This is a genomic window from Fictibacillus arsenicus, from assembly GCF_001642935.1.
Lineage (GTDB): Bacteria > Bacillota > Bacilli > Bacillales > Fictibacillaceae > Fictibacillus > Fictibacillus arsenicus_B.
In genome coordinates this window covers 3,797,652-3,810,696 of the sequence record NZ_CP016761.1, presented here as the reverse complement: position 1 = coordinate 3,810,696, position 13,045 = coordinate 3,797,652, and the positions used below count along the sequence as shown (strand labels likewise).

Here is a 13,045-nt window from a genome sequence, read left to right as displayed (position 1 = left end):
AGTATGAAAGTTCATGAAGCCCTCGCCTGGGCTTCTTCTTTTTTAGCAGACCATAATCGGGAAGCCTTTGCTGCAGAGATTCTTATGAGACATGTCTTGGGTGATGTAAGCCGTACGGATATGCTGATGCGTCTTCACGATCCGATAAGCGAAGAGAAGTATGAAGAGCTAGAAGCGGCAGTAGAACGTCATGTTGATGGTGAGCCCGTTCAATACATTACAGGCAGGGAAGATTTTTACGGCCGCACGTTTTCTGTGAATGAAGAAGTTCTGATCCCGCGTCCTGAAACAGAAGAATTAGTGGAGCATATGCTGACACTGATTTCTGAACATTTTCCTGGTGAAGAGAAAGTCGCTGTTGCAGATATCGGGACAGGAAGCGGTGCAATTTCCGTTACGATGGCGCTTGAGAATAAGGATTTGAAAGTATACACAGTGGACATTGCGAAAGAGTCGATTGAAGTAGCACGAGGAAATGCGAGAAAGCTTGGAGCAGATGTTGAGTTTCTTCATGGCGATTTGCTGAAGCCTTTTATAGATAAAGGCATCGAGCTGGATGTGGTGGTATCGAATCCACCATACATTCCTGATCATGAGATCGCAGTTCTCGATACAATCGTAAAAGATAGAGAGCCGATGCGCGCGTTGAGCGGCGGGGAAGATGGCTATGATTTTTATAGAAGGTTCATGGATGAGCTGCCGCTAGTTTTGAAGGAAAGAGCGTTAGTTGGCTTTGAAGTGGGTGCAGGTCAGGGAGCAACCGTTGCCAGCATGCTGAAAGATACCTTTGGAGATGCGCAAGTGTACGTGAAGTATGACATCAGCGGTAAGGACCGTATGGTGTTTGCAGTGATTGGGAAATAATTTGGGAAAAGGGGACAGACCCGGGTCTGTCCCCTTTTCGTTTTAGTGTGTGGGCTCATAAATCCGGATGAAGGATCATAACTGTTTTTCTGGGCGGTTTTCCAACAAAAAAGGGCTGACTCTTAAGCTTTAAGCTATAGAGTCAGCCTCTTTTTTTATTCCTTCACCATCAATTTAAGCGGTGCGGATATTTTCTTTTCTACTTTTTTCCCTGCCAATACGTCAGATGCTGCTTCGACAGCCAGTTTTCCGATGAGTTCTGGTTGCTGAGCTACTGTAGCCGCTAGTTTTCCTGCTTCTACGGCTTTTACGGCGTCTTCGTTTCCGTCAAAGCCAACGACGATCACATCGCGGCCGGAGCTGTTGATTGCTTCGAGTGCTCCTAACGCCATCTCATCGTTATGAGCGAATACGGCTTTGATGTCTGGATTTCCTTGCAGCAGATTTTCCATAACGTTTAACCCTTTTGTACGGTCAAAGTTAGCGGTTTGTTTAGCAGTCACATCTAATTTTTTATCTGCAATGTTATGGAATCCTTTTCCGCGTTCACGTGTAGCGGATGCACCAGGCACGCCTTCGAGTTCAGCGACTTTTGCGCCTTCACCAATTTGTTCTACAATATAATCGGCTGCCATTTGGCCTCCTTTTACGTTATCAGATGCGACGAACGATGCAACGTCGCCTTTTTCTGTAGAACGGTCCAACGTTACTACAGGAACTCCGATGCTGTTGGCGGATTGAACAGCTGTAGAAATAGCTGCTGAATCGGTTGGGTTGATCAGTAAGGCATCAACACCTTGCTGCAATAAATCCTCTACGTCATTCACTTGCTTAGCAGAATCGTTCTGTGCGTCGACCACTACAACTTCAGCACCTTGCTTTTTTGCTTCTTTCACGACGCCGTTTTTCAATGAAACGAAGAACGGATTGTTTAAAGTAGAAACAGATAAACCGATTTTTATCTTTTCTCCTTCACCTTTTTTCGAAGGTTTTGCCCATGAAGGAGGTTCCATTGAACAAGCTCCTAAAAGAAACACCGACAACGTTAGAATTACGATTAAAACTTTTTTCAACTGAAACCCTCCTATGCTGCTTTTTTACGATCAATTAATACGGCGATCAAGATAACGACACCTTTTACAACCATCTGGAAGAAGGAAGAGACACCTAGTAGATTCAGACCATTGTTCAATGTTCCGATGATCAAAGCACCGATCAGCGTACCGATGATAAGACCTCTTCCGCCTGATAGACTTGTCCCGCCTAATACAACCGCAGCGATCGCATCAAGTTCGTATGAAGTTCCTGCTGTTGGCTGTGCTGAGTTCAATCTTGAAGTTAAAATCGCTCCTGCTAGCGCCGCAAGAAGTCCAGCGAGAGAGTAGATCATTACTTTTACTTTTGTTACCTTAATTCCAGAGATGATAGCTGCTTTCTCATTTCCGCCGATCGCGTATGTCTTGCGTCCAAATGGCGTTTTGTGAAGAATCACCCAGAACGCTGCAAAAGTAAGCATCATCGTAACGGCTGGTACAGGAATGCCTAAGAAATACCCGCGTCCGAAAAGCTGGAATAAATAATTTTCGCCAAGACCTGTGATAGGATTTCCGTCCGTATAAACGAGCGTCAACCCGCGGAAAATGGTCATTGTAGCGAGTGTTGCGATAAATGGCGCCATCTTGCCTTTAGTAATTAAAAGGCCGTTGATAGCTCCCATAACAGCGCCGAGTAAACAGCCAACTAAAATGGCAAGCATAGGATCCATGCCTGATACGATCATTCCGGCCATCAAAGCACTGGAGAGGGCAAGTATCGATCCAACCGACAGATCAATGCCTCCCGTTAAAATAACGAATGTCATACCGAATGCAATAAGTGCGTTAATCGCCACTTGCCGCAGCAGGTTTAATAGATTCAGAGGTTCTAAGAAACTTGGATTCAGGACCGATACAATGACGACAAGGATTATTAAGCCTAAAAATGGTCCCAGCTTCTGCGTGATATTATCTACATGATTAACTTTTGCAGGTGATGTTTTCATATTACTGTCCTCCCGTTGCAAACGTCATAATTTTTTCTTGCGTTGCTTCGCTTTTTGCCAGCTCACCGCTGATCTTACCTTCATGAACAACGAGGATCCGGTCACTCATCCCGATCACCTCAGGAAGTTCAGAAGATACCATGATAATCGCTACACCGCGATCGGTAAGCTCGTTCATCAACTGATAGATTTCACGCTTAGCACCAACGTCAACACCTCTTGTTGGTTCATCTAAGATTAAAACCTTTGGTCCGATGCCAATCCATTTCGCGATAACGACTTTCTGCTGATTGCCTCCCGAAAGGTCTTTCGCATTCGTTTCGCCAGATTGCGTTTTAATTTGTAACCTCTTAATCAACAAGTCAACAAATTCATTCTCTGTTTTATCATCAATGAATCCTTTTTTCGAAAAGCTCGTTAAGTTCGGAAGTGCCATGTTATCCCGAATAGAGAAATCGAGCACAAGCCCCTCAGTTTTGCGGTCTTCCGTAATAAAACCAATGCCATATTTTACAGCTTCATAAGGATTTTTGATTGCCGCTTTCTTGCCATCCAGCCAGATTTCACCGCTATCCAGCTTATCGAGTCCGAACAATGCCCGCATGATTTCGGTGCGGCCGGCTCCCATAAGACCTGACACCCCGACAATTTCACCAGATTTTACTGAGAAACTTACATTCTCAAACACGCCGTTTCTTGTAGCGTTTTTGACTTCGAGCATCGTTTTGCCGACACTCGGATTTCTTTCAGGAAAACGATCCGTCAGCTCACGGCCAACCATTTTACGGACCACATCATTAAAGTTTGTTTCTGAAATGACTTTTGTATCGACTGTTTTTCCGTCACGCATCACGGTAATACGGTCGCAGATGGTAAAGATCTCTTCCATCCGGTGCGAGATGTAAACAATAGAAACTCCTTCTTTACGAAGAGCGTTTATGACTTCAAACAGCTTTTCAATTTCACGTTCAGTAAGGGCAGCGGTCGGTTCATCCATGATGATGACTTTTGCGTTTGTCATAAGGGCTTTCGCGATTTCGATCATTTGTTGCTGACCTACTGAACAAAGACCTGCATTTCTGTCTAAAGGAATGTTAACAGCGAGCTTTTCGAACTGCTTTTTTGCCAGCGCTTTCATTTCTTTTGTTTTTAAAAGACCGAATCTCGAGCGCAGCTCCTTGCCGATAAATAAGTTTTCAAGCACCGTCATTTCCGGCCAAACGTTCAGTTCTTGATGAATAAACGCAACCCCATGTTTCTCTGCATCTTTCGGGCTGTCAAAATACTTTTCCTGTCCATCTATTTGAATCGTTCCTGAATCTCGCTTATGAAGACCCGTTAAAATGTTCATTATGGTAGATTTACCTGCACCGTTTTCACCCATTAGGGCGTGAACTTCGCCTTCTTGAAGTTCAAAATCCACTCCGGATAATACTTGGTTCGCCCCAAATGCTTTGTAAATATCGTTCATTTGGATGTGCATCACAATCACTCCTTTCTAGAAGATTACACCTGCTTTTAAAATGCAGTTGGCATACGGAGTTGCTTCGCCCGTTCGAATAACGGCTTTCGCGTGTTTTGTCAGTTCTTTAAATTGTTCATGTGACACAAATTCAATGTCTCTATCTGAAAAAGTCTGATTCAAATATTGAAGCGTTTTTACGTTCTTTTCCTGAATCTCACTCGCCAAAATTACGTGTTCAACAACCAAGTCATCGGAAACGGCTTTTACTACGTCTTCAAAGCTTGGTACACCAAGTGTCAGTGCTAAATCAATTCGGGGAACGTGAGCTGGAATCGGCAGCCCGGCATCAGCAATGACGATTGAATCTGTATGACCAAGATCAGTTAGGACTTTTGAGATATGACTGTTTAGGATCCCATGTCGTTTCATAACGTTTCCTCCACTTCTTTTCTTAATGGCATACCGCCTTGTGCGCCAAATTTTGTGACAGAGAGGGAAGCAGCCCTATTTGCAAATCGAAGGCTGTCCGTGATGCTTTTTCCTTCTGCTAACGCTACAGCTAGTGCGGCATTAAATGTGTCTCCAGCTCCCGTTGTATCGACTATCTTCACTTCGTAAGAGGGAACAAGGACTTCTTTCTCACCGTCAAAATAGCGAACGCCTTGTTTTCCTTCCGTTATAAATACTTTGTTTGGATATTGTTTTAATGCTGCTTCAATTGATAAGCCATCAAACAGTACGGACGCTTCATGCTCATTTGGTGTAATATAAGCGGCATTTTCGATCACTTTTTTCGATATAGGTCTGGATGGGGCAGGATTCAATAAAAGAGGCACCTCATACTCTTTGCAGCGTTCACTTACGTATTCGACCGTTTCCTCAGGGATCTCTTGCTGGATGAGAACCATGTCCGCTTGCTCAATAGTTCCTAGCGATTTACCAACATAGTCAGGCGTCACATGGTCGTTTGCGCCTTTTACAACTACGATGCTGTTGTCGCCTTCAGCTAAAATGATGTGAGCCGTTCCGCTTTCTGTATCTGTAACCGGTTCCACATTTGTTACATCTACACCATTTTGTTTAAAGTTTTCTAAAATAGCCGACCCGTAATGATCGTCCCCGACACAGCCGATCATGTATACGTCTGCACCTAATCGTGCGGCTGCTACTGCTTGATTCGCGCCTTTTCCTCCTGGTACTGTTTTAAATGAAGATCCTAAAACCGTTTCACCCGCACCAGGGCGTTTGTCAGAAGTAACGACTAGATCCATCGAAGAACTTCCGATTACTGCAATCTTAACCATTCGTATCAACCTTTCTTGTGGTATGTCTTTCTATAAAAGTAACTGGCATCTGAATGTGCTGCTGATGCACGGGTTCACTATTGATCAGTTTAATTAAAAGCTGAACCGCTTCTTTTCCCATCTCATATGCAGGCTGGCGTATGGTAGAAAGGGAAGGGAACAGCAAGCTGCTTTGCGGAATGTCATCAAACCCGATGATCTGAATGTCTTCAGGAATTGCTTTGCCAAGTCTTAGAGCTTCATGCAGGATAGCAGTTGCGACGATGTCGTTGCTTGCGAGCACTCCGTCTGTGTCTGGATACATGGAAAAAAGCTCTTTTGCCCATTTCTCTGCATCTTCAAATGCAAATGATGTAGTAGACATGACATGAAAATCAATGTCCGAGCGGCTTAACTCTTCTAGTGCTCCTTGAAATCGATCTAGCGCTGGCTGTATGTGAGCAGGTCCTTTTAAAAGGGTGATCCGTTTGCTTCCGCGCTTTACGATTTCCCCGGCTGCGATCCTTCCGCCTTCTTTACCGTCCGCATAAACGGATGGATAGTCGCTCGATGTCCGGTCTAAAAAGACGACGGGAATGGACAAGCCATCATAATTCGTTTTGCTTTTATTATTGGTCGCAGAAATGATACCGACAACATTGTTCTGAATAAAGGTGTTTAAGTAATCCAGCTCTTTTTCTGCGTTTTCATCACTGTTTCCGAAAAGAATCCGATAGCCGCCTTTCTGCAATTCATCTTCCACGCCTCTTGCAAGCTGTGGGAAGAAAGGGTTTGTAATATCAGGCAGCAAAAGGCCGATCAGTTTTGATTTTTTCTTATAAAGGGAGCGGGCCACTTCATTTGGACTGTAATTTAAATTTTTCATCGCTCCCGTTACGCGTTTTCGTGTATCTTCGTGAACATATCCTGTTTCATTCAGAACACGGGAAACCGTAGCAACCGATACTCCTGCTTCCTTTGCTACGTCTCGAATTGTAGCCAACAGCGTCGCCTCCCTTCTTGTATGTAACCGTTTACACATTTAAATTAACATGGTTTTTGACGTAAAGCAAGCTGGTAATTATTTCTTTCGTTGAAGCATCTTTTAGATAGCTTTGTGAAACTTCATTGCAAGTTGATTGGAGCGCAAGGTGCGAGACTCCTGCGGGATTGCGGGACAGGTGAGACCTATCAATGTCGCAAAGCGACGAGTGGGCTCACCGCACGCCCCGCGGAAAGCGAGCATCCTCGAGCGGAAATCAACCGCTTCTTGTAAGAAGTTTTGACGAAACCTTTGTCGAAACGGACAGAAAAGATTTTAGTAGTTTGCTAGTATGTTTTTTTCTTACACTGACCAAACTGTGGTTAGAGACGAAGGGGAGGAAAAAACGATGAAAAAACGCAATCATTTCTTTATTCTTATTCTTATATCTTTAGCGGTGATGTTCTTATTCTTTGAAACACAAACAAAAGTGGCAAACGCGACAATGAATGCCTCTGTTAAGATACCGGAAGACTCAATCAGACTTCGCATTTTAGCAAACAGCAACACGGCTGCCGATCAAAAACTGAAGCGTGATATCCGTGATGAAGTTAACGCACAGATCACAACATGGGTTGATGAACTATCAACATTAAGCGAAGCACGCGAAATCATCCGCAAGCAGCTTCCAGCAATCGAAGAGATCGTTCAAAACAAACTGAACGATGCGGGCATCGAAAAGACATTTTCAGTAGAGCTGAACAAAGTGGCGTTTCCTACTAAAATGTATGGCGACTATATTTATCCGGCAGGTCAATACGAAGCAGTACTTATTACGCTTGGAGAAGGCGAAGGTAAGAACTGGTGGTGTGTGCTTTTCCCGCCATTATGTTTCCTGGACTTTGAAAACGGAGATGCTGTAAAAGAAAACAAAGAAGGCAAAAGTGATAAAACCGAAACAGTTTCTGCTGAAGAGGCGGATGAAACGGAAGAAATCCAGACGAAATTCTTCGTCGTAGAGTTGTTTGATAGCCTTGTAAGTGCAGTAGGGTCGTTATTCTCTTAAATTGTGCATAAGTTCCTCCCTATTTTCATAGATTATAGAAAATGAAGAAGGTAAGCCTCCAAAGGTCTGCCTTCTTTTTTAACTAGACGGTTTCAGTAAAATTTGCAGCCCTTGAAAGTGGTTGATTTCCGTTACAGGATGCTCGCTTTCCGCGGGGCGTGCGGTGAGCCTCCTTGGCGCTATGCACCATTAGGAGTCTCACCTGTCCCGCTGATCCCGCAGGACAAGGAAGGCTTCGTCAGCGTTACATCGCACGAAGAAAATGTGATTTTTCATTTTCGAGGAGTCTCGCACCTTGCACTCCAATAAACTTGCCAATGATGAAAATGAAAAAACGATTCAAAAGCAACAATCTTGTAGAGAAGAGCCTTTAAACAAAATTTAAGAAATAACCTTTAGAAAAGAATCTATATAAAAACAGGGGAGAGTTGAAGATGACGATTATTTTAAGGCAGGCTATGCAGCATGAGGCAAAGGATTTATTGCAGCTTGTTGGAAAAGCTGGACTTCAGTCAGAAGGAATCAAAGACAGCATTGAAAACTATCTTGTTGTCGTGAATGATGAAGGGGAGACGATCGGAACGGTAGGACTTGAACGCATCGGTAACGACGGGTTGCTGCGTTCTTTCGTACTGAAGCAGAAATATTCTTCTGAATCCCTTCTCCTTAAACTCATCGATAAAATTTTGGTATACTCAAAAGATAAGGGAGTCGAAACACTTTATTTACTCACGAAGGCTGTGCATATGTTTGAATCGCTGTCTTTTAAAGTCATTCCGAAAGATAAAGTGCCTCCTCATATTGAAAATGCCGATCATGTTAAAAATAATGCAGCATCAGGAGCAGAACTTTTAGCGTATGCGTTAGATTCTTGATGAGTTTGTCAACAACTTGTCCACAATTCGCGACAAATTGTGCATAACTCTGTGGATATAAAAGTTTTGTGGATCGACCTTTTAAAAGGTTGTCGACCTGAGTAATAGAAAGGGATTCAAACCATGAAATCATTCCAAACGGAACGCTGGACTGTGGATAACTTTGAAGAAAATTTAATAAAGCATCCACATGTTATTCAGGCTTCCTTGTGGATAAAACAAAATGAAGTGGTTGCTTTGCCGACTGAAACGGTTTATGGACTGGCAGGTAACGCTCAAAGCGACCATGCGATAGCAAGAATTTTTGAAGCAAAAGGCAGACCGAGTGACAATCCGCTCATTGTCCACATATCAGACCGAAAGCAGCTCAAGGGTCTCGTATCTTCTATACCTTTAAATGCCCAAAAACTGATGGATGCCTTTTGGCCAGGTCCGCTTACGATTGTACTGCCGAAAGGTAAAGACGTGAGTGAAAAAGTAACGGCGGGGTTATCCACAGTTGCGGTTAGAATGCCAAACCACGCGATAGCTCTTGCTGTTATTGAAGCTTCAGGTGTACCGCTTGCTGCACCGAGTGCGAACTTATCAGGCAAACCTAGTCCGACTACAGCGAACCACGTATACGAAGATTTAAAAGGAAAAATTCCTGGAATTGTGGACGGAGGCTCTACAGGAGTCGGTGTAGAATCGACCGTCGTTGAGTGTACGGATGAGACGGTGACCATTCTAAGGCCAGGCGGAGTAACATTTGAGGATTTGGAACACGTTGTAGGTACCGGAAATGTCATGATCGACCCAGGCATTCAGAACGAAAAACTGGCTCCGCGGTCACCAGGCATGAAATATACGCACTATGCACCGGATGCTCCGTTTGTTCTTGTGGATGGAAGTCCTGATTTTTTGCAGCAGCTTGTGGATAAAGAAAGAGCTGCCGGGAAGAAAATCGGAATCCTGACTACGGATGAAAGAGTGGATTTTTATAGAGCAGATTGCGTAATTCCTGCTGGAAGAAGAGAGAATCCCGAAACGGTTGCTCAGCATTTATATGAAGCACTCCGATCATTTAATGAAGCCAGCGTCGATCAGATTTTTGGGGAAGTGTTCCCGAAAACAGGAGTTGGAGTGGCTATTATGAACCGGCTCGAAAAATCAGCTGGCGGCAACATCATAAAAGAACAATAAGTTTAGCCAATTGAACTTAGCTGATGTAATTTTACGGTACGTGTTCTTATATTTATTACACGTTCGCTCAGATTCTTTGAGTTACGCTCAAAAAAACCGAGTTACGCTCAAGATCATCTAGTTTCGCTCAAACTACCTCTAGTTTCGCTCAAAATCTTCCTTTTTCGCTCAAAGCAATTAAAAATGAAGACAGACCTCGAGGGGACTCACCGACCGCCCCGCGGAAAGCGAGCATCCTGGAGCGGAAATCAACAGTGTCTAATAGCAACTAACCATAAAGAAAAGCCTGTGTCTATTGCGACACAGGCTTATTTTTATGAATCGGCAGCATGATCGAGAAAGTCGTTCCTTCATCAATTTTGCTGTCGATTAAAATTTTTCCGTGGTGGTTTTCCACAATTTTATAACAGATCATAAGGCCGAGACCTGTTCCTTTATCCTTTGTCGTATAGAAAGGTTCACCGAGTGTCGCTAAACGCTCTTCAGGAATTCCGCAGCCATGATCGATAAAGGACGCGATTACGTGATTTTCTTGCTTTCGCAGGTGAATATGTACGGAGCCGCCTGTCGGCATCGCTTCAATTGCGTTTTTCAGCATGTTCACAAACACTTGCTTGATCTGATTATCCACACACCAGATTTCAGGTAGATCAGGTTCACTTTCAAAGTAAATCTGAACATTCGTTAATATGGCTTGGGTATCAAGGATCGAGATGACATGTCTGAGCAGATCCCTCAAGTCTGTTTTCGTGAAATTCATGGCTTGCGGCTTCGCGAGCAGCATGAACTCTCCTACGATGCTGTTGATTCGGTCGATTTCTGAGAGCATGATCTCGTAATAATCTTTGTCTTCTGATGCTTTTGACTGGAGAAGCTGTAAGAACCCTCTAATTGAAGTAAGCGGGTTGCGGATCTCGTGTGCCACACCTGCTGCTAGCTGCCCGAGTACAGAGAGCTTGTCTGATTTTCTGAGCATTTCCTCGGTTTTTTTCCGTTCAGTAAGGTCGCGGGCAACAACCACACAGGATTCTGGCTGATCAAGATCATTGATGATTGGGGTTGCGTTCGCTTCAAGGGTTACCCAATGACCGTGTGCATGCTTGCATCTTACCTCAAATTTCACAGGCTTTTGCGTCTGGACCATCTCGTTGATCGCGAATTTCACTTTTGGTCTGTCATCTGAATGGAAGAAGCCTTGAATCTTTTTCCCATCATAAATGGACGGATCGAAGCCGAGCAGCAGCCTGTTTGAAGGTGAGAAGTATTTTACGTTCCCCTCAAGGTCTACAACTCCTATTAAATCAGTCGTGTTCTCAGCGATAATCCGGTACTTTTCTTCGCTTTCTTTTAATGCTTTTTCTTTTAATTTTTTTTCTGTGATATCCCTTGAAATAGCGGATAAGGCAACTACATCACCATTCTCTCCGTAAATAGGGCTTAGAGAAAGGCTCACATTAAGGCGTTTGCCGCTTTTTGTCAGCCGGATCGTTTCGACGCCTTTTACATACCCGCCATGTTTAACGATCGTCATCAGCCTTTCGGATTCTGCGGCTTTGTCTTTAGGAACGATCGGCAGCATGTGTGAAGAGAGATCGTCGTTCAGTTCACTTTGCGACCATCCGTAGATCAGCTCAAAAGCTGGGTTCACTTTTACGGAATAATTCGTTAAATGCACAACGGAAATGGCGTCACTTGAATGATAGATAACAGACTCAAGCAGATCCTTTGTTTCTCTCAGCTCTTTTTCCGCTTCTCTTTTGGCTGTAACATCCTTCGCGATTCCAAATACACCATGTATTTTGTTCAGCACGATAATAGGCGTAAGGGTAAAGGTGATCTGGCGGATCTCTCCGTTTTTCTGCCGAATGCGTGTTTCATGCATTTTAGAGTTGCCATTTAAAGCGTCATTAAACTGTTCGATCGCAATCGATTTTCGTTCTGGCATTATTAGGGGATCGAACGTCATGTTAAGGAGCTCGGTTTCGCTGTAACCTGTCAAATCGGTACAAGCCTTATTTACTGTAGTGAATTTGCCGTCCAGATCGAGTGAGAACAAGGCATCGATGTTATGGTCCATCAATGACCTGAATCGCTGTTCACTTTCAGCGAGCTGTGTTTCTACCTGTACCCTTTCGCTTAGATCCACGCAAAACCCGTAAACTTCAGAAACAGCACCATCTTTATAAATCGGACCGATTGCTGCTAGAAAAGGAATGCCGTTCAGCTTCGATTCGTACGTCAGACTTTCTCCCTTTAACGCTCTCTCGTAAACTTCTCTCTTAAAAACGGCCATATCTTGCGGAAAGATATCTTCTATTCTTTTTTGCAGAACGTTTTCCTGTTTGAGACCGAACATGTCAAAAAGCTCACCCTGGCTCTCGGTCATGATGATCTCATCATCCTGCTTTATAAATCGAAAGGTCATGCTTTTTTGGCGGGAAATACCGGTTTTGAACGGAGAAAACCGCCATATGTTTTCTCCTGCTGCCGGAATGGCCGGTACGTTATGGACCATGCTTGTTCCTCCCTTTTTTCGAACAGGTTTATATCTCTTTTATATACGCTACTCCCTTGCGTTTTCCCTTCCTATGCCGCTGTAAAGTGTGCAATTTTTAAACGTTTAAACAGCTTGTTTATTTTTTAGTCTTTTTAAAAGTAGACATGCATAGGCTGAAAGTATGATGGATAAAGGAGTGGGAACTATTTGGCAACGATGGGGGAATGGATGACACTATGGTTTATGTCCATCGCACTCGGTATGGACGCCTTTTCGATTGGGCTGGGGATGGGAATGCTTTCACTTCGAATAAAGCAAATTATGAAAATAGGAATTACGATCGGTCTTTTCCACATGCTTATGCCGCTTGGGGGGATGACGATCGGCAAAGAGATATCTGTTCATTTTGGCGGTATCGCAGGAGTAGTGGGAGGGATCCTTCTCGTTATACTGGGTGTGACGATGATCCGCTCTTCGTTTTCAAAAGACGATGAGCCGTTTGTTCGGCCAGTTGGCTTCGGTCTGCTTGTTTTTGCATTGAGCGCTTCTCTCGACAGTTTTTCTGTTGGTCTTAGTTTAGGAATCTACGGCGCAAAAACGTGGCTGACTATTTTTATGTTCGGGATGATGAGCATGCTTCTTACATGGTGCGGACTGATGATGGGGAAGAAAGTGCAGAAATGGCTCGGTTCCTACAGCGAGGCTTTAGGCGGCTGCATCCTGCTCGCGTTTGGCGTAAAGATTCTTTTTCCTTTTTAACTGGTAAAATTTATTTCTATAAGAATCCGGT

At 43.9% G+C, this 13,045-nt stretch carries 12 protein-coding genes; 5 read left to right on the top strand and 7 right to left on the bottom strand.

What is annotated here, in order from left to right; genetic code table 11:
- The first annotated feature begins 3 nt into the window (after nucleotides 1–3).
- Entirely contained in the window at nucleotides 4–864 is an 861-nt protein-coding gene (gene prmC / locus ABE41_RS19255) for a peptide chain release factor N(5)-glutamine methyltransferase (RefSeq protein ID WP_066294983.1), read from the top strand.
- A 155-nt stretch (nucleotides 865–1,019) separates the two neighbouring features.
- Here the strand turns inward: prmC and rbsB are convergent, their stop codons facing one another.
- The 6 genes from rbsB to ABE41_RS19225 are packed head-to-tail and all read right to left on the bottom strand — an operon-like array spanning nucleotide 1,020 to nucleotide 6,656.
- Nucleotides 1,020–1,937, bottom strand: a complete 918-nt coding sequence (gene rbsB / locus ABE41_RS19250; RefSeq protein ID WP_066293956.1) for a ribose ABC transporter substrate-binding protein RbsB — start codon at nucleotides 1,935–1,937, stop codon at nucleotides 1,020–1,022.
- 11 nt (nucleotides 1,938–1,948) lie between these two features.
- Nucleotides 1,949–2,905, bottom strand: coding sequence for a ribose ABC transporter permease RbsC (gene rbsC / locus ABE41_RS19245; protein ID WP_066293953.1), 957 nt, complete (start codon nucleotides 2,903–2,905; stop codon nucleotides 1,949–1,951).
- Nucleotide 2,906: 1 nt separating this feature from the next.
- A complete protein-coding gene (locus ABE41_RS19240; RefSeq protein ID WP_066293952.1) occupies nucleotides 2,907–4,388 on the bottom strand; it encodes a sugar ABC transporter ATP-binding protein in 1,482 nt (493 codons plus the stop codon).
- A 15-nt stretch (nucleotides 4,389–4,403) separates the two neighbouring features.
- Complete coding sequence (gene rbsD / locus ABE41_RS19235; RefSeq protein ID WP_066293951.1) at nucleotides 4,404–4,799, bottom strand: D-ribose pyranase; 396 nt, start codon at nucleotides 4,797–4,799, stop codon at nucleotides 4,404–4,406.
- Nucleotides 4,796–5,674 (bottom strand): ribokinase, encoded by an 879-nt coding sequence (rbsK, locus tag ABE41_RS19230; protein ID WP_066293948.1) that lies wholly within the window; start codon nucleotides 5,672–5,674, stop codon nucleotides 4,796–4,798. Before rbsK ends, rbsD begins: the two co-directional genes overlap by 4 nt.
- The gene (locus tag ABE41_RS19225; protein WP_066293945.1) at nucleotides 5,667–6,656 is read right to left on the bottom strand and encodes a LacI family DNA-binding transcriptional regulator; all 990 of its coding nucleotides are present in this window, start codon (nucleotides 6,654–6,656) and stop codon (nucleotides 5,667–5,669) included. The genes rbsK and ABE41_RS19225 overlap by 8 nt, the downstream gene beginning before the upstream one ends.
- A 388-nt stretch (nucleotides 6,657–7,044) precedes the next feature.
- On the opposite strand from ABE41_RS19225, the gene spoIIR reads away from it, so the two are divergent.
- The 3 genes from spoIIR (at nucleotide 7,045) to ABE41_RS19205 (ending at nucleotide 9,758) form a co-directional block, all read left to right on the top strand.
- Nucleotides 7,045–7,701, top strand: coding sequence for a stage II sporulation protein R (spoIIR, locus tag ABE41_RS19215; protein ID WP_066293941.1), 657 nt, complete (start codon nucleotides 7,045–7,047; stop codon nucleotides 7,699–7,701).
- A gap of 434 nt (nucleotides 7,702–8,135) precedes the next feature.
- Complete coding sequence (locus tag ABE41_RS19210) at nucleotides 8,136–8,576, top strand: GNAT family N-acetyltransferase (RefSeq protein WP_066293940.1); 441 nt, start codon at nucleotides 8,136–8,138, stop codon at nucleotides 8,574–8,576.
- 123 nt (nucleotides 8,577–8,699) lie between these two features.
- Nucleotides 8,700–9,758, top strand: a complete 1,059-nt coding sequence (locus ABE41_RS19205) for an L-threonylcarbamoyladenylate synthase (protein WP_066293939.1) — start codon at nucleotides 8,700–8,702, stop codon at nucleotides 9,756–9,758.
- 292 nt (nucleotides 9,759–10,050) lie between these two features.
- On the opposite strand, the gene ABE41_RS19200 is transcribed toward ABE41_RS19205, so the two are convergent.
- Nucleotides 10,051–12,273 carry a PAS domain S-box protein gene (locus ABE41_RS19200; protein WP_066293937.1) on the bottom strand — a complete coding sequence of 741 codons (2,223 nt, stop codon included), beginning with the start codon at nucleotides 12,271–12,273 and terminating at the stop codon, nucleotides 10,051–10,053.
- A gap of 198 nt (nucleotides 12,274–12,471) precedes the next feature.
- Here ABE41_RS19200 and ABE41_RS19195 point away from each other — a divergent pair, with 198 nt between their 5' ends.
- On the top strand, nucleotides 12,472–13,014 hold the full coding sequence (locus tag ABE41_RS19195) for a manganese efflux pump MntP (protein WP_066294982.1): 543 nt from the start codon (nucleotides 12,472–12,474) through the stop codon (nucleotides 13,012–13,014).
- Nucleotides 13,015–13,045 lie beyond the last annotated feature (31 nt).